The 24,584-nt window shown below is 47.5% G+C and carries 15 protein-coding genes; 10 read left to right on the forward strand and 5 right to left on the reverse strand.

Features of this window, described 5'->3' with window-relative positions; genetic code table 11:
• Nucleotides 1-125: 125 nt before the first annotated feature.
• The 10 genes from gltB (AACT18_RS10210) (at nucleotide 126) to AACT18_RS10255 (ending at nucleotide 17,412) form a co-directional block, all read left to right on the forward strand.
• Entirely contained in the window at nucleotides 126-4,673 is a 4,548-nt protein-coding gene (gltB, locus tag AACT18_RS10210) for a glutamate synthase large subunit (protein WP_029189889.1), read from the forward strand.
• Nucleotides 4,674-6,143: a glutamate synthase subunit beta gene (locus AACT18_RS10215; protein ID WP_094125215.1), complete on the forward strand. Its 1,470-nt coding sequence runs from the start codon at nucleotides 4,674-4,676 to the stop codon at nucleotides 6,141-6,143.
• Nucleotides 6,144-6,555: 412 nt separating this feature from the next.
• Nucleotides 6,556-11,019, forward strand: coding sequence for a glutamate synthase large subunit (gene gltB / locus AACT18_RS10220; protein ID WP_094125171.1), 4,464 nt, complete (start codon nucleotides 6,556-6,558; stop codon nucleotides 11,017-11,019).
• A gap of 18 nt (nucleotides 11,020-11,037) precedes the next feature.
• On the forward strand, nucleotides 11,038-12,450 hold the full coding sequence (locus AACT18_RS10225) for an FAD-dependent oxidoreductase (protein WP_094125172.1): 1,413 nt from the start codon (nucleotides 11,038-11,040) through the stop codon (nucleotides 12,448-12,450).
• A gap of 152 nt (nucleotides 12,451-12,602) precedes the next feature.
• The gene (locus AACT18_RS10230; RefSeq protein ID WP_081244961.1) at nucleotides 12,603-13,028 is read left to right on the forward strand and encodes a DUF1499 domain-containing protein; all 426 of its coding nucleotides are present in this window, start codon (nucleotides 12,603-12,605) and stop codon (nucleotides 13,026-13,028) included.
• Between the two features lie 222 nt (nucleotides 13,029-13,250).
• Entirely contained in the window at nucleotides 13,251-13,946 is a 696-nt protein-coding gene (mtnN, locus tag AACT18_RS10235; protein ID WP_013856098.1) for a 5'-methylthioadenosine/S-adenosylhomocysteine nucleosidase, read from the forward strand.
• A 17-nt stretch (nucleotides 13,947-13,963) separates the two neighbouring features.
• On the forward strand, nucleotides 13,964-14,917 hold the full coding sequence (locus tag AACT18_RS10240; RefSeq protein WP_094125842.1) for a cobalamin biosynthesis family protein: 954 nt from the start codon (nucleotides 13,964-13,966) through the stop codon (nucleotides 14,915-14,917).
• Complete coding sequence (btuF, locus tag AACT18_RS10245; protein WP_094125843.1) at nucleotides 14,918-15,742, forward strand: vitamin B12 ABC transporter substrate-binding protein BtuF; 825 nt, start codon at nucleotides 14,918-14,920, stop codon at nucleotides 15,740-15,742.
• A 74-nt stretch (nucleotides 15,743-15,816) separates the two neighbouring features.
• Nucleotides 15,817-16,437, forward strand: coding sequence for a TRIC cation channel family protein (locus AACT18_RS10250; RefSeq protein ID WP_013856095.1), 621 nt, complete (start codon nucleotides 15,817-15,819; stop codon nucleotides 16,435-16,437).
• A 102-nt stretch (nucleotides 16,438-16,539) separates the two neighbouring features.
• The gene (locus AACT18_RS10255; protein WP_094125844.1) at nucleotides 16,540-17,412 is read left to right on the forward strand and encodes a LysR family transcriptional regulator; all 873 of its coding nucleotides are present in this window, start codon (nucleotides 16,540-16,542) and stop codon (nucleotides 17,410-17,412) included.
• On the opposite strand, the gene AACT18_RS10260 is transcribed toward AACT18_RS10255, so the two are convergent.
• From AACT18_RS10260 to mutT, 5 genes are all read right to left on the reverse strand, one after another.
• Nucleotides 17,336-18,115, reverse strand: coding sequence for a TSUP family transporter (locus tag AACT18_RS10260; protein ID WP_094125845.1), 780 nt, complete (start codon nucleotides 18,113-18,115; stop codon nucleotides 17,336-17,338). The two genes, AACT18_RS10255 and AACT18_RS10260, sit on opposite strands and share 77 nt — an antisense overlap.
• Before the next feature lie 243 nt (nucleotides 18,116-18,358).
• Nucleotides 18,359-21,589, reverse strand: a complete 3,231-nt coding sequence (gene carB / locus AACT18_RS10265) for a carbamoyl-phosphate synthase large subunit (RefSeq protein ID WP_094125846.1) — start codon at nucleotides 21,587-21,589, stop codon at nucleotides 18,359-18,361.
• A 16-nt stretch (nucleotides 21,590-21,605) separates the two neighbouring features.
• The gene (gene carA / locus AACT18_RS10270) at nucleotides 21,606-22,745 is read right to left on the reverse strand and encodes a glutamine-hydrolyzing carbamoyl-phosphate synthase small subunit (RefSeq protein WP_010317987.1); all 1,140 of its coding nucleotides are present in this window, start codon (nucleotides 22,743-22,745) and stop codon (nucleotides 21,606-21,608) included.
• 483 nt (nucleotides 22,746-23,228) lie between these two features.
• Nucleotides 23,229-24,038, reverse strand: a complete 810-nt coding sequence (gene dapB, locus AACT18_RS10275) for a 4-hydroxy-tetrahydrodipicolinate reductase (protein WP_094125308.1) — start codon at nucleotides 24,036-24,038, stop codon at nucleotides 23,229-23,231.
• Between the two features lie 104 nt (nucleotides 24,039-24,142).
• On the reverse strand, nucleotides 24,143-24,541 hold the full coding sequence (mutT, locus tag AACT18_RS10280) for an 8-oxo-dGTP diphosphatase MutT (protein ID WP_026027953.1): 399 nt from the start codon (nucleotides 24,539-24,541) through the stop codon (nucleotides 24,143-24,145).
• Between the last annotated feature and the right edge of the window lie 43 nt (nucleotides 24,542-24,584).

Consider the following 24,584-nt stretch of genomic DNA (forward strand, 5'->3'; position numbering starts at 1 on the left):
GAGACGGAAAGGATTCGAACCCGCCAACACAGGCAGGTTTAGATTGATAACAATTAAAGGACAAGTCGCATCGCTAAGTATGCCTTAGCACACGTGCGTCTAAATTGAACTGGAAGGATGTATCTATGGTAGATAGAGAGCAGGATTCACGAGGTCTATATACTCCTGAATTGGAGCATGACGCTTGTGGTATCGGTTTTGTTGCCCACCTGAAAAACCGTAAGTCTCACCAAGTTGTGACTCAAGCTTTAGACATGCTTGCTCGTATGGAACACCGTGGTGGCCAAGGCTGTGACCCATGTTCTGGTGATGGCGCAGGTATCTTATTACAAAAACCCCATGAGTTTTTACTTGAAGAGACCGTTAAACTTGGCTTAAAACTGCCTTCGTTTGAAAAGTACGGCGTCGGCGTGGTGCTGTTTCCAAGAGATGAGCACAAACGCGCCCAGTGTCGTGATATTTTAGAACGCAACGCCAAGAGACTCGATTTAGAAGTACTGGGTTATCGCGTTTTGCCAACCGATAACTCCATGATTGGCGCAGACCCACTTAGCACTGAGCCTCAATTTGAGCACGTTTTCATCTCCGGTGGCCCAAGTACCACCCCCGCAGAATTAGAGCGTAAATTGTACGTTCTGCGTAATTACACCGTTCGAGTCTGCTTAGAAAGTGTGTCCAACATTGGTGATGATTTTTACATCAACTCCATGTCTTACAAAACCTTGGTGTATAAAGGTCAGCTCACCACAGAGCAAGTACCACAGTACTTCCTTGATCTACAAAATCCGACCATGGTGACCGCGCTGGCGCTGGTGCATTCTCGTTTTTCGACCAATACATTCCCTAAATGGCGCTTAGCTCAGCCTTTCCGTTACATTGCGCACAACGGCGAAATCAACACAGTTCGCGGCAATTTAAACTGGATGAAAGCGCGCGAAGCGATCCTCGAATCAGATTTGTTTACACAAGCTGAAATCGACATGCTGCTGCCAATTTGCCAAGAAGGCAGTTCAGATTCCGCCAACTTCGATATGGCATTAGAGTTACTGGTTCTGTCTGGCCGCAGCCTGCCACACGCCCTGATGATGATGATCCCTGAAGCGTGGCAAGAAAATAAAAATATGGATCCAACCCGCCGCGCATTTTACCAATACCATGCTAACGTCATGGAACCGTGGGATGGCCCAGCATCAGTATGTTTTACTGATGGTGTACAAGTTGGCGCAACACTGGACCGTAACGGCCTGCGCCCATCACGTTATACCGTGACTAAAGATGATTTTCTGATCATGGCTTCAGAATCTGGCGTGGTTGAAATTGCACCAGAGAACGTGGAATACCGCGGCCGTTTACAGCCCGGACGTATCTTTGTCGCTGATTTAGAGCAAGGACGCATCATTTCTGATGAGGAAGTGAAAGACAGCATTGCGAATGCTCAGCCCTACGCCAAATGGGTTGAAGAGAACCTCCTCAGCTTGAAAAAACTGCCTGAAGCGAGCAACCAGTACAGCCAACCTGCTCCTGAGCGTCTAATGTCCCGCCAACAGTCGTTTGGCGTCAGCTCAGAAGAGGTGAATGAAATCATTCTTCCTTTGGCAAAAACCGGTTATGAACCGCTTTCGGCCATGGGGGCAGACTGGCCTCTGGCAGTGCTTTCGCATCAATCACAGCATCTCTCCAACTACTTTAAGCAACTGTTTGCTCAAGTCACCAACCCACCGATCGACCCGATCCGTGAAAGAATGGTGATGTCGCTCAATACTTACCTCGGTAAAGATCAGAACTTACTGACAGAGACCCCCCTGCACTGCTTAAAAGTCGAATTGGAATCTCCGGTTCTTTCCAACTCTGAGCTTGAGAAACTGCGCGCTATTGATAACGAACATCTGCAAGCGAAAACCTTAGATATCGTATTTCAAGCCAGTGAAGATCAAGGCAAATTGGAACGCGCGCTGAAACGCATTTGCCAATATGCAGAAGATGCGGTTATCGATGGTTACTCGATTATTTTATTGACTGACCGCGCGGTAAACTCAAACCATGCGGCGATCCCTGCAATGCTCGCTGTCGGTGCAGTTCATCACCACCTGATCCGCAAAGGCTTACGAGCTAAATGTGACATAGTGGTAGAAACCGGCGACGCGCGTGAAACGCACCACTTTGCGACATTGATTGGCTATGGCGCAAATGCGGTTAACCCGTATTTAGTCATTGAAACCATTATCGATTTACAACGAGTCAAAAAACTCGACCCGACCATTGCAGCGAAAGATCTGTTTGACAATTACCGCAAAGGCATCAACGGCGGGCTGCTGAAGATCTTCTCCAAAATGGGCATCTCCACATTGCAGTCTTACCACGGTGCGCAAATTTTTGAAGCGTTGGGCATCAGCAAATCAGTGGTAGATAAGTACTTTACTGGCACTGTATCGCGCATCCAAGGTTTGACCATTGATGACATCGCAAAAGAGGTGTTAGTTCGCCATCGCGTGGGCTACCCGACTCGCGAAGTTCCAGTGCAAGTGTTGGATGTGGGCGGCGTTTATCAGTGGAAACAGCGTGGCGAAAAACACCTGTTTAACCCAGAGACGATTTCGTTGCTGCAACAATCAACACGCAACAAAGATTATGTGCAGTTCAAGCAATACGCGAAAGCGGTAGATGACCAAGGCGACAACGCTGCCACGCTGCGTAGCCAGCTTGATTTTGTTAAAAATCCAGCCGGTTCGATTCCCATTGAGGAAGTGGAACCGATTGAACGTATTTTAAAACGCTTCGCAACCGGTGCCATGTCGTTTGGTTCAATCTCCTACGAAGCGCACTCAACGTTAGCCGTGGCGATGAACCGTATTGGCGCGAAATCCAACTCGGGTGAAGGCGGTGAAGATCCAGCACGCTTTGAACGCAAAGAAAATGGCGATTGGGAACGCTCTGCAATTAAACAGGTCGCTTCTGGTCGTTTTGGCGTGACCTCCTACTACCTCACCAATGCCGATGAACTACAGATCAAAATGGCTCAAGGCGCGAAACCAGGTGAAGGTGGGCAACTGCCGGGTGATAAAGTCGATGATTGGATCGGTGCGACACGCCACTCGACTCCGGGAGTCGGTCTTATTTCACCACCACCACATCACGATATCTATTCGATCGAAGATTTGGCGCAACTGATCTTTGATTTGAAAAATGCGAACCGTACTGGCCGCGTCAACGTGAAATTAGTTTCCGAAGCCGGGGTTGGTACTATCGCCTCCGGTGTGGCTAAAGCCAAAGCGGATGTGGTATTAATTGCTGGCTATGATGGCGGCACAGGTGCATCACCGATGTCTTCGATTCGTCACACAGGCTTACCTTGGGAGCTCGGCCTTGCTGAAACGCACCAAACCTTGCTTAAAAATGGCCTGCGTAATCGCATTGTGGTGCAAAGTGACGGTCAGATGAAAACACCACGTGACCTTGCAATGGCGACATTGTTAGGCGCGGAAGAGTGGGGAATTGCCACCGCTGCGCTAGTGGTTGAAGGGTGTATCATGATGCGTAAGTGTCATAAAAACACCTGCCCAGTAGGGATTGCGACACAAAACAAAACCTTGCGTGAGCGCTTTGATGGCCGCGTAGACGATGTGGTCACCTTCTTCCAATACATGGCGCAAGGCTTACGTGAAATCATGGCTGAACTGGGTTTCCGTACTATCGATGAAATGGTTGGCCAATCGCATAAACTGAAAGTGCGTGACAACATCAACCACTGGAAATACAAAAACCTCGATTTGTCACCAGTGTTGTACATTCAAGAGCCTCGTGCAGAAGATGGTGTTTATTGCCAAACCAAACAAAATCATCATCTAGAAAACGTGCTAGATCGTCAGCTAATTCAAGTAGCCAACCCCGCGCTTGAGAAAGGCGAAGCGGTTAACGCGGTCTTCCCTATCGTCAACACTGACCGTAGCACGGGTACTATGCTGTCGAACGAAATATCGAAGGTATATAAAGACCAAGGTCTACCTCAGCCAATGAAAGTTAAATTCAACGGCTCCGCAGGACAATCATTCGGGGCATTCCTTGCTAAAGGGGTGACGTTTGAAGTGGAAGGTGATGCCAACGATTATTGGGGCAAAGGCTTATCTGGCGGTACGTTAGTGCTCTACCCTGACACGCGCTCAACCATCATTGCGCAAGATAACATCGTGGTGGGTAACGTCTGTTTCTATGGCGCAACTTCTGGTGAATCCTATATTCGCGGCCTTGCTGGAGAACGTTTCTGCGTGCGTAACTCAGGAGCTAAAGTAGTCGTAGAAGGTATCGGCGATCACGGCTGTGAATACATGACAGGTGGCGTCGCAGTGATCCTAGGTTCGACAGGACGTAACTTTGCGGCTGGCATGAGCGGCGGTGTAGCCTACGTGTGGAATCGGCATGGAGACTTCGAAACTAAGCTTAACGCTGAATTGGTTGATCTCGACCCACTGCAACAAGAAGATACCGATCTGCTACGTGAGATGCTCAACAAACATGTTCAGTTCACAGGAAGTGAAGTGGCTCAGTTATTCCTTGATAATTTTGAAGCAAACCTTACCCAAATGGTGAAAGTGATGCCGCGTGACTACAAAGCGGTTCTTCAAAAACGCAAGGCTGCAGCTGCGCAAGTACAAACGGAAGAAGTGGAGGCCGTATAAATGGGTAAGCCTACTGGATTTTTAGAACATGGCCGCGAGCTGCCAAAAAAGCTCGATCCAACGGTTCGCATTCAAAACAACCAAGAGTTTGTCCTCAACGAAGAGTTTGGTAGCAAAATTAATACTCAAGCGTCTCGTTGCATGGACTGCGGAGTACCGTTTTGCCATAACGGTTGCCCTATCGGTAACATTATTCCTGAATTTAACGATGCCGTTTATCGTGATAGTTGGGAAGAAGCTTGGAAGATCTTAAGCTCAACCAATAACTTCCCCGAGTTTACAGGCCGCGTGTGTCCTGCACCTTGCGAAAGTTCGTGCGTACTCGGGATCAACCAAGATCCCATTACTATCTGTAATATCGAAAAAACCATCGTGGAAACGGCTTATCGCGAAGGCTATGCCAAAGCGAAAAAGCCGCGTTCTCGTACTGGAAAAACCATCGCTATCATTGGCTCTGGCCCGGCAGGTTTGGCCGCAGCTGAGCAGTTGAACAGCGCGGGTCACTCAGTTACTGTGTTTGAACGTGATGAAAAAGTCGGCGGCCTGCTGCGTTTTGGCATTCCGGATTTCAAACTGGGTATGGACGTTATTGATCGCAAAATCAATTTGATGGCAGAAGCGGGCGTCAAGTTTGAAGTAAACGCACATATCGGTGTTGATATCAACGCACAACAACTGCGCCAAGAGTTTGATGTCATCTTGCTTACTGGTGGCTCTACCGTGCCTCGTAACCTGCCGATTCCGGGGCGCGAGTTAAAAGGGGTTCATTTTGCGATGGAGTTTCTGGCACAAAATAACCGCCGCGCGAATAACATGGATCTTAAAACTGATGAGATCCACACTAAGGGCAAACATGTGGTGGTAATTGGTGGTGGTGATACTGGTTCTGACTGTGTCGGAACCTCAAACCGACACGGCGCCGCAAGCATCACGCAAGTTGAAATCATGCCGATCCCGGCCAATAAACGCCCAGCCAACATGCCTTGGCCGCAGTATCCAATGATTTTGCGCACCTCAACCTCCCACGAAGAGGGCTGCGAACGTCATTGGAATATTCTGACCAAAGAGTTCCTCGGCAACGAGCAAGGTCAAGTCACGGGGCTACGTGTTGCTGATATCGTTTGGCAAGATGCAAAACCGGGTGAGCGCCCGAACTTTGATGAAGTCGCGGGCAGTGAACGTATTATTGCGTGTGATATGGCTTTCCTTGCTATGGGCTTTTTACATCCAGAACCACATGGTGTACTTGCTCAGCTTGATATCAAGTTAGATGAGCGTGGTAATGTGGCAACACAAGGTTTTGCGACCAACCAAAAAGGTGTTTTCGCTGCCGGTGATATGCGCACAGGACAATCGTTAGTCGTACGTTGTATCAATGAAGGGCGCGAGTGCGCACGCGAGATCGACGCTTACTTGATGGGCAACACCAACTTAGAAGCGAAAGCCGACTCATTGATGCTTTCAGCCTAGTGCCTCGCGCTCTTTGCGCTGGTTCAAGGTGATCCAGAGCGCTAAGCAGCGATGATTCCTTCCAACGTTCTACTTTTTGGCCAGCATTTAATGCTGGCCTTTTTTATGGCTAATTCTTATTCCATGAGATTACCCACGTTAACAAACTGTAACAACAAAAATTCTATCTCATTGAATATATTATATTAATCTAGATGATTAGGTGGTAAATCCCATTGCAACATGATTTTTCACCAACAACTTGACCTTTTGCACCATAAGCTATAGGTTGTGAAGTCAGTGAAAATTAAAATAATCATTTTTGTTAAAATTTAAATTGAGAATGAACGCATAATTACCCACTTAAAACAACAAAAATAGAATAGTTAGTCATTTACTGTCTGGATGACAGAGAAGCAAAGGGAGAATTGCAATGGCTCTATATGATCCAAGTTTAGAGAAAGACAACTGTGGATTTGGTTTGATCGCCCACATGGAAGGCCAAACCAGCCATAAATTAGTCAGAACCGCGATTTCAGCATTAGATCGCATGACTCACCGTGGCGGCATCGCAGCCGATGGTAAAACCGGTGATGGCTGTGGTCTATTACTACAAAAACCAGATAGTTACCTACGACTCATCGCTGAAGAAAAAGGCTGGAAGCTCGCCAAACAGTATGCAATTGGTATGATTTTCTTCAGCCAAGATCCGGTCAAAGCGCAATCAGCGCGCGATATTATCAACAAAGAACTGGCGCAAGAAACACTCACAGTGACAGGTTGGCGAACCGTACCAACGAACCAAGCTGTACTTGGCCCTATTGCTGCCGAATCCGTGCCTGATATTCAACAAGTCTTTATTAGTGCTCCAGCGGGTTGGCGTGAACGAGACATTGAACGACGCCTTTACATTGCTCGCCGTCGCATTGAAAAACAGATCACCGAAGATCGTGATTTCTATATTTGCTCACTATCGACTCAAGTCATTGTTTACAAAGGCTTGTGCATGCCTGCAGACCTACCGCGCTTTTATCTTGACCTAGCTGATCTACGGATGGAATCAGCCATTTGCTTGTTCCACCAGCGCTTTTCAACCAATACTCAGCCACGTTGGCCACTAGCACAGCCGTTCCGCTACTTAGCGCACAATGGTGAAATCAATACTATCGAAGGGAACCGTCAATGGGCGCGAGCACGGGCTTACAAATTTGCCTCTCCCCTACTACCGGATCTGCAAACCGCCGCGCCATTTGTCAATGAAACAGGTTCCGATTCATCAAGCTTAGACAACATGCTCGATCTGTTTTTAGCGGGGGGAATGGATATTTTCCGTGCCATGCGTATGTTAGTGCCGCCGGCGTGGCAAAATCACCCTGATATGGACCCAGACCTTCGTGCCTTTTACGACTTTAACTCAAAACACATGGAGCCATGGGATGGCCCAGCTGGCATTGTGTTATCGGATGGCCGTTATGCTGCTTGTAACCTTGATCGCAATGGCCTTCGCCCTGCGCGTTATGTGATCACCAAAGATAAACTCATCACCCTCGCCTCTGAAGTCGGAATTTGGGATTACGCGCCCGATGAAGTGGCTGAAAAAGGCCGCGTTGGGCCCGGTGAACTGCTGGTGATCGACACCCGTCATGGGAAATTGTGGCAATCTAGTGAAATTGATAACGATCTCAAAAGCCGCCACCCTTATGGCGAGTGGATGAAAAATAACGTCCACCGATTAACGCCATTTTCTGAACTCAGTGACGATTTGGTGGGCGAGCGCAGCTTTGACAATGACGAGCTGAAAACCTATCAAAAACAGTTTGCAATGAGCAACGAAGAGATTGATCAAGTACTGCGCGTACTGGGAGATGTAGGCCAAGAAGCGGTGGGATCAATGGGTGATGATACGCCGATGGCGGTGCTCTCTTCGAAAGAGCGTTTGGTTACCGATTATTTCCGCCAAAAATTTGCCCAAGTTACGAACCCGCCTATCGATCCACTACGTGAAAAGCACGTGATGTCACTGGCCACCAGCATCGGCCAAGAGATGAACGTGTTCTGTGAAACCGATGGTCACGCTTATCGTGTTACCTTTGATTCACCTATCTTGCTCTATTCCGACATGCAACAGCTATTGGAGCTCAGCGACAAACACTATCGCAATACCATTTTAGACATCAATTACGATCCACAGCATAAGGATCTCAAGCAAGCTTTGCTCGAACTTTGCCAACAAGCAGAGGAGGCCGTACGCCAAGGATCGGTATTGATCGTATTGTCTGACCGCGCTTTGCATAAGGATAAACTGCCGATCCCAGCGGCAATGGCCGTGGGCGCAGTACACACTCGCTTAGTCGAAGCCAATTTACGCTGCGATGCAAACATCATTATCGAAACCGCCACCGCACGTGACCCTCATCAATTTGCAGTCTTAATCGGCTTTGGCGCAACAGCCGTCTACCCTTACTTGGCCTACGAAACGCTCGGCAAAATGATTGATGATGGCACGTTGGAAAAAAGCTATCGCGAGGTGATGCAAAATTACCGTTACGGTATCGACAAAGGTTTATTGAAAATCATGTCGAAAATGGGCATTTCAACCGTTGCCTCTTATCGCTGCTCGCAGCTGTTTGAAGCGGTTGGCCTACATAGCGACGTAGTTCAGTTGTGTTTTAAAGGCGTCACCACGCGTATTCAAGGTGCTAACTTCGAAGACTTCCAACAAGATCTATTTAATTTAGCGCGCAAAGCGTGGACCAAACGTAAAACGCTCGAACAAGGTGGCTTATTAAAATACGTGCATGGTGGTGAATACCATGCCTATAACCCAGATGTGGTTGGTACCTTACAAGCCGCAGTTAAATCAGGTGAAAGCGCCGATTACCAAAGCTTTGCCCAGCAGGTCAACGCACGCCCCGTCGCGATGCTACGCGATTTACTGCGCTTAAAAAAATCAGCGACACCGCTAGCACTGGAAAAAATCGAACCCCGTACGGAGCTATTTAAACGTTTTGATTCTGCGGCGATGTCGATTGGCGCCTTAAGCCCAGAAGCTCATGAAGCGTTAGCGACCGCAATGAACCGCTTAGGCGGCTACTCCAACTCTGGTGAAGGTGGAGAAGATCCACGCCGTTTTGGCACTGAACGTAACTCCCGTATTAAGCAGGTCGCATCAGGGCGTTTTGGCGTGACTCCGCATTACCTCACCAATGCTGACGTACTGCAAATTAAAGTGGCGCAAGGAGCGAAGCCGGGTGAAGGTGGCCAACTTCCCGGCCATAAAGTGACCGCGGAAATTGCCAAATTGCGCTACTCAGTGCAAGGCGTGACCTTAATTTCGCCACCGCCGCACCACGATATTTATTCGATTGAAGATTTAGCCCAGCTAATTTTCGATCTCAAACAAGTTAACCCAAAGGCGTTAGTCTCGGTCAAATTGGTTTCAGAGCCGGGCGTTGGCACCATTGCCACTGGCGTTGCCAAAGCCTACGCCGATCTTATCACTATTTCTGGTTATGACGGCGGTACAGCGGCTAGCCCGCTCACCTCGGTAAAATACGCTGGTAGCCCTTGGGAACTCGGCCTTGCTGAAACCCAACAAGCGTTAGTCGCAAACGGCCTGCGCCACAAAATTCGGCTTCAAGTTGACGGTGGTCTAAAAACAGGACTGGACGTGATTAAAGGCGCGATTTTAGGTGCCGAAAGCTTCGGTTTTGGCACAGCTCCTATGGTCGCGATGGGCTGTAAATTCTTACGGATTTGCCACCTTAATAACTGTGCGACGGGCGTAGCAACGCAAGATGAAACGCTGCGGAAAGAGTATTTCAAAGGCTTACCTGAGATGGTGATGAACTATTTCATCGGTCTTGCCGACGAGGTCCGTGGTTACTTGGCGCAGTTGGGCGTTGAAAAGCTCACCGATCTGATTGGCCGCACCGATTTACTAGAAGTACTTGAAGGGATGACCGCTAAGCAAAGCAAATTGGACTTATCCGGTTTATTGGAAGCGCCAGTATCCGCTCAGGGTCATCCGCTTTACTGGACTCAACCCAATACACCGTTTGATAAAGGACAACTTAACCAACAATTTGTCGATGACGCTTTAGCGGCAGTTGAAGCACAACAATCGATCAGCTTGTATTATAACGTACAGAATACTGACCGCTCGCTCGGTGCTCGCCTATCTGGTGAAATAGCCAAACGTTATGGTAACCAAGGCGTAGCCGCCTCGCCGATTAAAATTTATCTCGATGGCACAGCAGGTCAGTCATTTGGTGTATGGAACGCGGGTGGTGTTGAGCTTTACCTTACTGGCGATGCCAATGACTATGTTGGTAAAGGGATGGCAGGCGGAAAGCTAGTCATCAAACCCCACCTTGGTACCGCTTTTAACTGCAACGACGCTACGATCATCGGCAACACCTGTTTATATGGCGCAACGGGCGGCAAGCTGTTTGCGGCTGGCAAAGCGGGAGAGCGTTTTGGCGTGCGTAACTCTGGCACTATCACAGTTATCGAAGGCGCTGGTGATAACGCTTGCGAATACATGACCGGCGGAATCGTCGCCATTTTGGGTGCAACAGGCGTTAACTTTGGCGCGGGTATGACGGGCGGCTTTGCTTACGTGATGGATGAAAACGGTGATTTCCAAGGTCGAGTCAACAGTGAATCAGTAGAGGCTATTTCATTGCAAGATCTCTACATTCACCAAGAACATTTACGTGGTTTAATTGCCGAGCATTTGGAAGAGACGGGGTCGGTGCATGCTGAACAGATCTTAGCGAACTTTGATGAATGGATTCCAAAGTTCTATCTCATCAAACCCCAAGCGGCGGATCTGCAAACCCTACTCGGCCATCAAAGCCGCAGTGCCGCCGAACTTCGCGTTCAAGCGCAATAATTGGAAGGAGCCAGATTAATGAGCCAGAACGTATACCAATTTATTGATGTGAATCGAGTTGATCCGGCAAAAAAGCCGCTCACTATTCGCAAAATCGAGTTCGTCGAAATTTACGAACCCTTTACTAAACAGCAAGCGACTGCTCAAGCGGATCGCTGCTTAGATTGCGGCAACCCTTACTGCGAATGGAAATGCCCAGTGCACAACTACATTCCGCAATGGCTAAAACTGGCCAATGAAGGGCGCATTATTGAAGCCGCTGAACTATCGCACCAAACCAACAGCTTGCCCGAAGTGTGTGGGCGAGTCTGCCCACAAGATCGCCTCTGTGAAGGCTCTTGTACCCTAAACAATGACTTTGGTGCGGTTACCATAGGTAATATCGAAAAATACATTAACGACAAAGCGTTTGAGATGGGCTGGAAACCAGACATGTCGCACGTGGAGTGGACGGATAAGAAAGTAGCGATCATTGGTTCAGGCCCAGCTGGCCTAGCCGCAGCCGATATTTTAGTGCGCAACGGAGTAAAGCCCGTGGTGTTTGATCGCTATCCTGAAATTGGTGGTTTGCTAACCTTTGGTATTCCCTCTTTCAAACTTGAAAAAGGCGTAATGGAAAACCGCCGCCGCATTTTCAGTGAGATGGGCGTCGAATTTCAGCTCAACATCGAAGTAGGTAAAGACATCACACTGCAAACGCTGCTTAATGAATATGATGCCGTTTTTCTCGGTGTCGGGACTTACCAAAACATGCGCGCAGGGCTAGAAAATGAAGAGGCAAACGGTGTTTACGATGCTCTACCCTTCTTAGTGTCAAATACTTATAAAGTGATGGGTTTGGAATCACCCCAACCATTTATTGATATGGCGGGCAAAAAAGTCGTGGTACTTGGAGGCGGAGACACTGCGATGGATTGCGTGCGTACTTCCATTCGCCAACATGCCGCCAAAGTGATTTGTGCCTACCGACGCGATGAAGAGAACATGCCGGGTTCGCGCCGAGAAGTGAAAAATGCCAAAGAAGAAGGCGTAGAATTTATGTTCAACCTGCAACCGCTCGCCATTGAGGTCAATGAACAAGGCCAAGTGAGTGGCGTTAAAGTGGTGCAAACCGCTTTAGGGGAGCCTGACGCCGCTGGGCGTCGCAAGCCCGAGCCCGTTGCGGGTAGCGAACATGTGTTGGCAGCCGATGCCGTCATTATGGCGTTTGGTTTTCAGCCACATGCCATGCCATGGCTTGAGCCATTCGGTGTTGAACTTGATCAATGGGGACGCATTAAGGCCGCGTCGCAGCAATCGTTCCAGTACCAAACCAGTAATGAAAAAATTTTTGCTGGTGGGGATGCCGTACGCGGCTCCGATCTGGTCGTCACGGCCATTGACGAAGGGCGCAAAGCCGCAGAAGGAATACTTGACTACTTAGGCCTTTAAGCCTTAACTGCTTAATATCCTTGAAGGATTCATGGTAACGTGAATCCTTTTTTCTTAGGCCATTTTTCTTAAGCCATTTTCCTTAAGCCATCGACTGCAGCTCGCTTGTATTTTGGCGATTGGTAATGAGGATTCATTTGATAAGGACTATCATGCGCGTAGTACTAAGTTTACTGATGTTTGCCACACTAACCGCTTGCAGCCAAGGAGTGACAACTATGACCGATCGCACTGCGACCCCTTGCGGAAATAAACCGAATTGCGTTTCGACTCAAGATGAGCGTAACGCGTTCTCGCTCTCTCCCTTTATCCTCAAAACAGGCGTCTCTTTAGATAAAATTGAAGCGGTTGCGCTTTCTATTCCTCGCTCTAAAACGGCGGTGAAAGAGGACAATTATCTCCGCATTGAATGCACCAGTCGTATTTGGCGATTTGTGGATGATCTTGAACTTAAGATAGAGAACGGCCGTTTAATCGTACGATCTGAATCGCGCATTGGTTATTCAGATATGGGCGTCAATCGTAAGCGAGCAGAAACACTGCGAGAAAACCTCACCAAAGCAGGCTTGATTGAATAGTTGCTCAATATCGCACTGGCGGAAAGTTTCGTGCTAAACTTCGGCCAATTTAGCTATACCCAAACAACTTGGAGTTGCAGGTAGGCGGCAAGTGAGTGAGTCCCCATGAGCATAGGCAAACTATGTGATTGGGGTGAACGAACGTAGCCAACACCGCTGCAGCTTCAAGTAGGAAGGGGATATTAACCGAATATTTACTACTAACCGAATAAGAGAAACCTCATGAAAATCGGCATTATTGGCGCGATGGAGCAAGAAGTCGCGATATTAAAAGACGCAATCGACAATGTTCAAGAAGTCAGCAAAGCAGGCTGCACCTATTTTTCAGGTCAAATCCATGGGGTGGATGTGGTGCTGCTACAATCTGGCATTGGTAAAGTCGCCGCAGCCATTGGCACCACTCTTTTACTTAATGAATACCAACCAGATGTAGTGATTAACACCGGTTCTGCAGGTGGTTTCGATTCAAGCTTAACCATGGGTGATGTAGTCATTTCAAGCGAAGTTCGTCACCATGATGCCGATGTAACAGCATTTGGCTATGAAATGGGGCAAATGGCAGGTCAACCAGCCGCTTTCAAAGCGGATGATGCATTGATCCGCGTTGCAGAACAAGCTCTCACACACATCAAAGATAAGCACGCGGTACGCGGCCTGATTTGTACCGGGGATGCTTTCGTTTGTACCGCTGAGCGTCAAAGCTTTATTCGCCAACACTTCCCAACCGTGATTGCGGTTGAGATGGAAGCTTCAGCAATTGCACAAACTTGCCACCAATTCAAAGTGCCTTTTGTGGTCGTTCGCGCCATTTCAGATGTAGCCGATAAAGCGTCTCCGATGTCCTTTGATGAATTTTTACCGCTTGCCGCACAAAGCTCATCAGAAATGGTGATTAAGATGGTCGAACTGCTTAAGTAAGCAGTGACAGACTCAACATGGACGAGTTAATCACCTACTTGTATGCCAACGGTACGCTCCTCGTGATGTGGGGAGCGGTTGCCTTTCATCTTATTTTACCCATCCCGCGTAACGCTCATCCCGTCACTTTGTGGCGAAAATTTGCGGAAATATTAGCGGATAAAGTCAATATCAGTAGCAGTTATTCACAAAGCCTACTTTCCGGCACACTGGCTTGGCTATTGATGTGCCTACCCGCATGGGTCACCTTAGTCGCGTTAAAACCTTTGGTATGGCAACCTCAACTATTTGATTTAGCGCTACTATTACTCGCATTTGATTGGCGTAGCCAAGAATTATTAGCCAATCAGCTTATCGGCGCACTCAGCAAAGAAGACAAAAAATACGCTCGCAGCGTGCTTGCCCCTTTTGTGAATCGTGAAACCGATAGCTTATCAGCGCTGGGGTTAGGTAAGGCGGGGGCTGAAACCGTCATTGTTGGCTATGGGCGCAACGTGATTGCAGTGCTATTTTGGTACGCCTGTCTTGGCGGTATTGGCGCGTTGATGTACCGTCTCATCGCGGAACTCGCCAGAGCTTGGGCGCCTTCGCGAGCGGCGTTTCATCCTTTTGGTATTCCATCGGTACGCTTGCTGGCTGTGCTTGACTTTGTGCCACTGCGCCTATTTAGCCTATTGATTATCATTGGTCGCAACGCATCAAACACCTTCTCAGCCATGTTACAACAAAGCCGCTTATGGCCACTCCCGGGGACTGCATGGTTGTTAACCGCCGTCGGCAATAAACTATCACTGGCCTTAGGTGGCCCAGCTATCTACGGTGATAAAAAAGCCCTGCGCGTAAAAATAGGCGGACGTATCGCCCCATCAGCCTTCCACCTTGCGCAAATCCAAAAACTGTTAGCTTGGCGTATTTTCGCGTGGATAGCATTAGAGAGCGTGATACTGCTGCTCGTCCATCAAGGATTTTAGATGCGTTTACTGTTTCTCAATATTGTCGTCACGCTGTGCGTAGCTTTTCCAGTTCAAGCGCAAGTTAAACGCATCATTAGCTTAGCGCCTCATGCCTCGGAATTGGCCTTTGCGGCTGGCCTTGGTGATAAATTGGTGGCCGTCAGCGAGTACAGTGACTACCCAGCACAAGCACTCAAACTCGAAAAAGTGGCCAATTACCAAGGGTTGAATATAGAGCGCATTCTTACCCTAAAACCGGATTTAGTGATTGCTTGGCCTGCGGGCAATCCGGCGAAGGAGCTCGATAAATTAAAGCAGTTAGGGCTGAGGATTTATACGACAAAAACTCAAAAACTCGATGACATTGCCAATAATATTGAAGCACTTAGCCAATTTGCCGATGATCCGAGTATCGGCCAGCAAGCGGCGCGTGATTTTCGTCAATCACTCATCACTCTGAAACAGAGTTATGGCAGCCAAAGTAAAGTTCGTTATTTCTATCAACTCAGTGAAAAACCGATCATCACACTGGCCAAAGGCAGTTGGCCCAGTGAGGTCTTTGAATTTTGTGGCGGCGAAAATATTTTTGCCAACAGCGCATCCCCCTACCCTCAAGTTGGGATTGAGCAAGTGCTGCTGGCTAAACCTGATGTAATTTTCACCTCTGAACATGCGATAAAAAATGGCACGATGTGGCAAAAGTGGCAACAGCAACTACCCGCTGTACAAAACGGGTTTGTGTGGGCACTGACCTCAGATTGGTTAAATCGACCAACGCCCAGAACACTGCAAGCGATAGAAGAAGTGTGTGAGTACTTTTCCGTCGTTCGCCAAAAACGCTAACGCTTGCGTAATAAAATCTCGTACAATTCCTGCCCGAATTTTGTTCCATTAACGACTAAAGAGAACCCAGTAACATGGACTCCATGCTGCTCTATCTTATTGACTTATTTGGTACGGCTATCTTTGCCATTTCTGGCGTATTATTAGCTGGTCGATTAAAAATGGACCCGTTTGGCGTGGTCGTGCTTGCGAGCGTTACTGCAATTGGCGGTGGAACAATTCGTGATATGGCATTGGGTGCGACGCCAGTCTTCTGGATAAAAGACACCACTTATCTTTGGGTCATTTTCATCACTTGTTTACTCACCATGCTGCTGGTTCGCAGGCCTAAACGCGTTGCTTGGTGGATCTTACCCGTTTGTGATGCAATCGGTTTAGCGGTGTTTGTTGGCATTGGTGTTGAAAAGGCGATGAACTATCAAGACTCGGCCATGGTTGCGGTAATCATGGGCGTTATCACGGGCTGTGGCGGCGGTATTATTCGTGATGTACTGGCCCGTGAAATTCCAATGGTGCTACGCAGCGAAGTCTATGCTACAGCTTGTATCATCGGCGGTCTGTTTCATACCACAGCACTAGCGATGGGCTACGATAGCTCAAGCGCCTTTCTGGCCGGAGTGGCCTCAACCTTGATCATTCGACTTGGCGCGATCCGCTGGCACTTATCACTGCCCACTTTTGCACTGAATAAATAAAGCCGATCTCATCAAAACCACAAACAGTAACATGTACAGACGCTATGGGTTATGGTCGCTTTGCGATAAGATGAGCTAATCTATTCCTCATCGTCATTAATTATGTTGCTAGAAGGTATCGAAACTTTGCTGGTGCTGAGCAAAGAAAAAACCATGGGGCGTACGGGCAGCCTACTCTACATTAGCCAGTCCGCCGTTAGTAAGCGGATTGCTAATTTAGAAAAAAGAGTCGGTAAAAAGCTGATTGAGCCTGATGGCCGACAGATTAAATTAACCACAGATGCACAGGCCTTGGTTGAAACTATTGGCCCAAGCTTTAGTGAGTTATGCGGTTTAATTTTCGATCAGCAATCTTTTACGGATGCCACACTGATCAGGATAGACTGCTCAGAAACGTTAGTCGCTGGCTATATTAATACCACCATGGGGCAGTACCTCAAGCACGATAAGTTCATCACCATCACCACGAACCATACTCCGAGGATTGTTCAGCACGTTCAATCAGGCAAAGCGACATTAGGATTTTGCGCAGGCTACTTACCCGTTAATCATGGGCTAATGACGTTTCATCTGGTAGATGAACCCTTTTACATTGTCAGCCAAACACCCTTATCTTCGTTACCTAAACAGCTCGTTACCAATGATTTATCCAACCCAGCGAACGCCTATCAAGTCGATATATTGGCGAAACTCGCCATCACGCCGCAGATGGAAATGGATTCGTATACGGCCGCAGCGCAATTGGCATTAGGAGGCATGACGCCTGCTTTAGTACCACTTTCAGTGATTAAAGCGCTGAACATTGAACCTCGCTATTACTTTGATTTTGATGAACTGCAACCTTTGGTTCGGCCTGTTCATCTCTGTCTGCGCAGCAATAGTTATCGCTCGCCAAGGGTCAAAAGATTGATAACAACCATTGCTGATGCTGTTGCCAAAGAAGTTTTACTGCCATCAACATCGACATCACAATAACTAATGGGCGGATCCATTTCTGCCCTTTAGTCACCACTATCTTTGCGCCCATTCTCGCCCCTAAAAAACCACCAACGGCCATCACCAGCCCTATCTTCCAAATCGGCAAGCCAGCAATAACAAAAAAAAGCAGCGCAGCAATGTTTGAAGTGAAGTTGAGAACCTTGGTTCTTGCAGTCGCTTCAATCAACGAAAAATGACCTAACACGACAAAACAGACCGTAAAAATAGACCCGGTGCCCGGACCGAAAAAACCATCATAAAAACCGATACCAAAACCGACCGTAAAAGCAAAAGCCGTTTCAGACAATGGAGCAGGCCCATTGTGGGTTTTCGTCGCGGGTGCAAGTAGAAAATAGAGTGAAATACCGATCAGCAACAGCGGGATTAAGCTGGTCAACAAACTGGCATCCATATGCTGCACAAGTTCAGCCCCACACGCAGCGCCGATAAAAGTACAAGCTATCGCCAACTTCATCTCTTTTAGGTTCACAATGCCATTGCGTACAAAATACCAAGTGGCGGAGAAACTGCCAAATGAGCTTTGCAGCTTATTGGTAGCCAGCGCTTGAGTCGGTGGCACGCCTACTGCCAGCAAAGCCGGCAAAGTAAGCAAACCGCCACCGCCAGCCATCGCATCAATGAACCCTGCAATCCCTGCAACCAAAAACAACAGGCCTAATACTTCCAGTGAAAGTTCCATTTCTTATCAACGCATTGAACAATAAAAACCAACAATAGCACCACTTAAAAGGTGAAAACAGCGAAAGCCAAGACAACAACCCATTCCCATTTTTCATCAATTAAAAAGCTATCCTCTAGGCCAAATCTCTTCTTCATTGGTAAAACGATTCAATTCGGCCGAATAAAAAAAGCCCGCTTAATTCAGCGGGCAATGAGGTTGTCATGTAGGTCTTAGACCTACTGATTTATTATTTTTTAACGCTTATGCTAAGTGTGCTTTCACTTGCGCGTGTAACTCTTGCACTGACGTAACTGATGACTTCGCATCGGCCGTATGAGACATACAGGTTGCAAAGGCAGCATTCAGTGTTGTGGTGTAGTTGACTTTTTGTGCTAATGCTCCACGACGAAGAACTTTAGAATCTTCAATCGCTTGACGCCCCTCGGCTGTATTAATGATGTAGGTGTATTCATTATTCTTAATACGGTCAAGAATATGAGGGCGACCTTCATGCACTTTATTCACCAAACGTGGGTTAATACCGGCTTCACCTAAAATTACAGCTGTACCGTGGGTAGCATCAAGCTGATAACCTAATTTCACCAGTTTCGACGCTAAATCAACCACACGCTGTTTATCACCTTCACGTACAGAGAGCAGAGCTCGGCCGCCTTCAGGATAAACATTACCGCAACCTAATTCCGCTTTTGCATAAGCTTCAGCAAACGTTGCACCCACACCCATCACTTCACCCGTTGAACGCATTTCAGGGCCAAGCAGTGGGTCAACACCAGGGAATTTATTAAATGGCAGAACCACTTCTTTCACTGAGTAGTAAGGAGGAATGATCTCTTTAGTAAAGCCTTGTGACTCTAGAGACTGCCCTGCCATCACGCGCGCGGCAATTTTGGCAAGCGGTGCGCCCGTTGCTTTTGACACAAACGGTACAGTACGAGCGGCACGAGGGTTAACTTCAATCAGGTAAACTTGATTATCTTTAACCGCAAACTGCGTGTTCATCAAACCACGAACGCCCAATTCAAACGCCAGCTTCTCAACTTGTTCACGCATCACATCTTGGATTTCTTGGCTTAACGTATAAGCCGGTAGAGAGCAAGCTGAGTCACCAGAGTGAACACCCGCTTGTTCGATGTGCTCCATGATGCCACCAATGACGACACGCTCACCATCACAAATCGCATCGATATCGACTTCAATTGCATCATCGAGGAAGCGATCAAGCAGTACTGGGGATTCGTTAGACACACTGACCGCTTCGTTAAAGTAACGACGCAGATCTTGTTCGTCATAGACGATTTCCATCGCGCGGCCACCAAGAACGTAAGACGGGCGTACCACCAGCGGGAAGCCGATGTCTTTCGATTTTTCAATCGCCTGTTCCATTGTGGTCACTGTTGCGTTTTCTGGCTGCAGCAGACCTAAACGATCAACCGCTTGTTGGAAACGCTCACGATCTTCGGCGCGGTCAATCGCATCTGGGCTAGTACCAATGATAGGCACTCCAGCGGCTTCAAGTGCACGAGCCAATTTCAGTGGTGTTTGACCACCGTATTGCACGATGACGCCTTTAGGTTTTTCAACACGAACAATCGCCAATACATCTTCGAGTGTCACTGGTTCAAAATAGAGGCGATCGGAGGTGTCATAATCTGTTGAAACAGTTTCAGGGTTACAGTTAACCATGATGGTTTCATAACCATCTTCGCGTAGCGCGAGTGAGGCGTGAACACAACAGTAATCAAATTCGATACCTTGACCAATACGGTTCGGACCACCGCCGAGCACCATGATTTTGTCTCTATCGGTCGGTTGTGCTTCACATTCGTCATCATAAGAGGAGTACATGTAAGCCGTATCAGACGAAAACTCCGCCGCGCAAGTATCGACACGCTTGTAAACCGGATGAATATTATATTGGTCACGCATACGACGAATTTCACTTTCAGCCACGCCAAGCAGTGAAGAGAGACGCGCATCCGCAAAACCTTTGCGCTTCATCTTGCGTAGAACATTCGCATTTAAGCCAGCAAAACCACCCGCTTTGACTTCTTGTTCCATTTTGACCAGTTCTTCGATTTGTACCAAGAACCAGCGATCAACGTTAGTCAGGTTAAAGACTCCATCCACAGACAAACCAGCGCGGAAAGCATCTGCGATATACCAAATACGCTCAGCACCCGTTTCTTTCAGCTCATGGCGAATTTTAGTCAGTGCATCTGGTGCGTCTAAATCAACCATTTCGTCTAGGCCGTTTACGCCAATTTCCAGCCCACGCAGTGCTTTTTGCAGCGATTCTTGTTGGTTACGACCAATCGCCATCACTTCGCCCACCGACTTCATTTGCGTGGTTAAGCGATCGTTAGCACCGGCAAATTTTTCGAAGTTAAAGCGAGGGATTTTCGTCACAACATAATCAATAGTTGGCTCAAACGACGCTGGGGTTGCACCACCAGTAATGTCGTTCATTAACTCGTCAAGTGTGAAACCTACCGCCAATTTGGCTGCAACTTTGGCAATAGGGAAGCCCGTCGCTTTCGATGCAAGAGCCGAAGAGCGAGAAACACGTGGGTTCATCTCGATGATCACCATGCGGCCATCTTTCGGGTTGATACCAAACTGTACGTTCGAACCCCCCGTTTCTACACCGATTTCACGCAGTACGGCTAGCGATGCGTTACGCATGATCTGATATTCTTTGTCAGTTAGCGTTTGCGCAGGAGCTACCGTGATCGAGTCACCCGTGTGAATGCCCATTGGGTCAAAGTTTTCAATCGCACAGACTATGATGCAGTTGTCCGCTTTATCGCGAACCACTTCCATTTCGTACTCTTTCCAACCGATGAGTGATTCATCAATCAACAGCTCGTTGGTTGGCGAAAGATCAAGGCCACGACGGCAGATCTCTTCAAACTCTTCTTTGTTGTAAGCGATACCGCCGCCGGTTCCACCCATGGTAAATGAAGGGCGAATAATGCAAGGGAAACCCACCATCTCTTGAACGCGGTAAGCTTCTTCCATCGTTTTTGCCGTATCAGCGCGAGGACAAGCTAAGCCGATTGACTTCATCGCTTTATCAAAGCGAGAACGATCTTCCGCTTTATCAATCGCATCAGCCGTTGCGCCAATCATCTCAACGCCAAACTCAGCCAGAACACCATGCTTTTCCAGTTCAAGTGCACAGTTCAATGCGGTTTGGCCACCCATGGTCGGTAATACCGCATCTGGGCGCTCTTTTTCGATGATTTTACGCACGACTTCCCAATGGATAGGCTCAATATAAGTCGCATCGGCCATCTCTGGGTCAGTCATGATAGTAGCTGGGTTCGAGTTGACCAAAATCACTCGGTAACCCTCTTCACGCAGGGCTTTGCACGCTTGGGCGCCAGAGTAGTCAAACTCACAAGCCTGACCGATTACAATCGGGCCAGCACCTAGAATTAGAATACTTTTAATGTCAGTACGTTTTGGCATTGTCTACTACTCCGAATTACGCTGTGTGCTTTTTAATTAGTTCAATAAAATGGTCAAACAAAGGGGCGGCATCGTGCGGGCCTGGGCTCGCTTCAGGGTGTCCCTGAAAGCTAAAGGCTGGCTTATCGGTGCGGTGAATTCCTTGTAGTGAACCATCAAAGAGCGATTTGTGCGTTGCACGAAGTGTGACTGGCAGCGTTGCTTCATCAGCAGCAAAACCGTGGTTTTGTGCCGTAATCATCACCACATTACGATCCAAATCTTTCACTGGATGGTTCGCGCCGTGGTGGCCAAATTTCATTTTTACTGTTTTCGCACCAGATGCTAATGCCAAAATTTGATGTCCTAAACAGATGCCAAAAATAGGCAGTCCTTTCTCTAAGAACACTTTGGTTGCTTCAATCGCATAAGTACATGGTTCTGGGTCGCCAGGGCCATTTGATAAAAAGACACCATCAGGTTTCAGCGCTAGAACTTCTTCAGCCGAGGTTTGTGCTGGTACCACAGTTAGGCGGCATCCTCGGTCAACCAACATACGGAGGATATTGCGCTTTGCACCGAAATCGTAGGCAACAACGTGATAGGGCAACTCGCTGTCATCTTTCGCTTCAGGAAGTCCACCTTCGAGCGTCCACGAACCTTGTTTCCATTGGTACGCTTCTTTTGTTGTAACTTCTTTCGCAAGATCCATTCCTTTTAAACCGGGGAACTCTTTGGCTTTTACCAGAGCCAATGCTTCATCTAAATGGTCACCTGCCATAATGCAGCCATTCTGAGCTCCTTTTTCACGCAAAATGCGCGTTAGCTTTCGCGTATCGATATCGGCAATGCCCACGATATTTTGTGATTTAAGGTAGTCAGAAAGGGAAAGTTGATTACGGAAGTTAGAAGCGATAAGAGGGAGATCGCGAATCACAAGGCCTTGTGCATGGATAGAAGAGGATTCTTCGTCTTCGGAATTGGTTCCGGTATTGCCTATGTGGGGGTAAGTAAGAGTAACGATTTGTTGAGAATAGGAAGGATCAGTGAGGATTTCTTGGTACCCCGTCATCGAGGTATTAAAGACGACTTCACCAACGGATATTCCATCAGCGCCAATGGATACACCGTGGAACACCGTCCCATCTTCTAGGACTAACAGTGCTGACTTACTCAAGACAACCTCCAGAATAAAAATGCAAAAAATATAAATTAAACTGCAAATCTGTCTTCCTTAAGGCCATAGAGTCGCGCCATAGGGTGATTTAGACAAATTGGCGGTATTCTAATGACCACCATGATTACTGTCAACATTTCATAATAAATTAAGGCAACATTTAAAGCATTAGAGATAAAAAGCGAACCTAAGACAGTAAAAAAATAGGTTTGATGAGTAAAAAAATGAGAATGGAGGAATTAGAATCAGCAAACTGAAACTCTTTGATGCATTTTAAACAATCAACAACAAACAAAATCACGCAAACGTTAATCAAGCAGAGAATAAGTTCAATTTCAGACATCTAAAACAAAAAGAAAGCAATACCAACCAAAAAACACAACAAAAGCAAGTCAGTAAAGTGAAAATAAAGAGAGATAATTAAATCGGTAAAAAGAGGTGTAACAAAGATGCGCCAGCAAATACTGACGCATAATTATGTAATCAAAGATCGTTCAAACCTAACACGTCAGTCATGCTATAAAAACCCGCAGGTTTATCAGCAAGCCAAACCGCCGCTCTCACTGCACCGTTGGCAAAAGTCATACGATCCGTCGCTTTATGGGTGATTTCTACACGTTCACCGATATCAGCGAACATCGCGGTATGCTCACCCACGATATCGCCAGCACGAATCGTAGCAAAACCAATCTCATTTTTAGTACGTTCACCGGTAATACCTTCTCGCGCATAGACGGCAACGTCACTCAGTTGGTTACCCATAGCATTAGCTATCGCCTCTCCCATGCCAATTGCGGTTCCTGACGGAGCATCCACTTTATGACGATGGTGGGCTTCAATGATCTCAATATCACAGTAATCACCCATCACTTTAGCCGCTTTTTCAAGCAATTTGAAAACAAGGTTAACCCCAACGCTGTAGTTAGGAGCCATGACAATCGCAATCTGTTGTGCGGCAGCATCGATTTGTGCTCTTTCTTCTTCAGAAAAGCCCGTTGTACCAATCACTAGCTTCTTACCGTGTTTTCTACATAACTCAATATTGGCTAAGGTGCTCACAGGAGCTGTAAAATCAATGATGACATCGAAGTTATCTACGGCATTCTCTAGGTTATCCACCAACGCGATATCAAATCGCCCTTCACCGCATAACTCACCGATATCAACACCAACCAACGAGGACTCAGGACGCTCTGAGCCCGCACCCACTCGAGCATGGTTATTTTGATAAGTGGCTTTCACCAAATTGCGGCCCATTCGACCCGCCGCTCCTGCAATCGCAATTCTCACCATTGCGTTATTCTCCATTGTGACGACATCAGCTTAAGCTTGCATCGTTTCTCTTCGTTCAAGGTGTTTCTGTAAACTATCAACATTTGCTTGTGGTGGCTAGCGACTTAGGCAAACTCTTTCATGACGCGCTCGACGATGGGCGCATTGGCTTCAGGAAATGAATAGTTTGCCAACTCAGAAACCGCTACCCATTCTCCTTGCTGCCCTTCTTTACCATACGGCTGATGATCAAATTGTGTCACGCAAATAAAATCAAAAGTTAAGGACTTGTCTGAATAGTCAAACTCAAGGTATTGGTAAGGAGATTGCTCAGTAATATGAATACCAATCTCTTCATCTAGCTCGCGGAAAATGGCTTGTTCAATCGTTTCTCCCGCTTCAACTTTGCCGCCAGGGAACTCCCAAAAACCGCCTTTGTGAAGATGATCTGGTCGTTTGGTAATGTAAATTTCTGATTTATCGCTATTGAAGATAATAGCCGCAACAATATGAACACGTTTCATAAAGACTCCGATTCGCCGACTTCCCAACCTAGAAAATAAAGAT

Source organism: Vibrio sp. V04_P4A5T148, from assembly GCF_963875605.1.
GTDB lineage: Bacteria > Pseudomonadota > Gammaproteobacteria > Enterobacterales > Vibrionaceae > Vibrio > Vibrio anguillarum.

Excerpts from the sequence above, each read along its gene's own strand:
- dapB (WP_094125308.1), bottom strand. The coding sequence starts at position 24,038 with ATGGTGAGAATTGCGATTGCAGGAGCGGCGGGTCGAATGGGCCGCAAT.
- AACT18_RS10260 (WP_094125845.1), bottom strand. The coding sequence starts at position 18,115 with ATGGAACTTTCACTGGAAGTATTAGGCCTGTTGTTTTTGGTTGCAGGG.
- mtnN (WP_013856098.1), top strand. The coding sequence starts at position 13,251 with ATGAAAATCGGCATTATTGGCGCGATGGAGCAAGAAGTCGCGATATTA.
- carB (WP_094125846.1), bottom strand. The coding sequence starts at position 21,589 with ATGCCAAAACGTACTGACATTAAAAGTATTCTAATTCTAGGTGCTGGC.
- mutT (WP_026027953.1), bottom strand. The coding sequence starts at position 24,541 with ATGAAACGTGTTCATATTGTTGCGGCTATTATCTTCAATAGCGATAAA.
- AACT18_RS10250 (WP_013856095.1), top strand. The coding sequence starts at position 15,817 with ATGGACTCCATGCTGCTCTATCTTATTGACTTATTTGGTACGGCTATC.
- gltB (WP_094125171.1), top strand. The coding sequence starts at position 6,556 with ATGGCTCTATATGATCCAAGTTTAGAGAAAGACAACTGTGGATTTGGT.
- btuF (WP_094125843.1), top strand. The coding sequence starts at position 14,918 with ATGCGTTTACTGTTTCTCAATATTGTCGTCACGCTGTGCGTAGCTTTT.
- AACT18_RS10255 (WP_094125844.1), top strand. The coding sequence starts at position 16,540 with ATGTTGCTAGAAGGTATCGAAACTTTGCTGGTGCTGAGCAAAGAAAAA.
- AACT18_RS10225 (WP_094125172.1), top strand. The coding sequence starts at position 11,038 with ATGAGCCAGAACGTATACCAATTTATTGATGTGAATCGAGTTGATCCG.
- AACT18_RS10240 (WP_094125842.1), top strand. The coding sequence starts at position 13,964 with ATGGACGAGTTAATCACCTACTTGTATGCCAACGGTACGCTCCTCGTG.
- AACT18_RS10230 (WP_081244961.1), top strand. The coding sequence starts at position 12,603 with ATGCGCGTAGTACTAAGTTTACTGATGTTTGCCACACTAACCGCTTGC.
- AACT18_RS10215 (WP_094125215.1), top strand. The coding sequence starts at position 4,674 with ATGGGTAAGCCTACTGGATTTTTAGAACATGGCCGCGAGCTGCCAAAA.
- gltB (WP_029189889.1), top strand. The coding sequence starts at position 126 with ATGGTAGATAGAGAGCAGGATTCACGAGGTCTATATACTCCTGAATTG.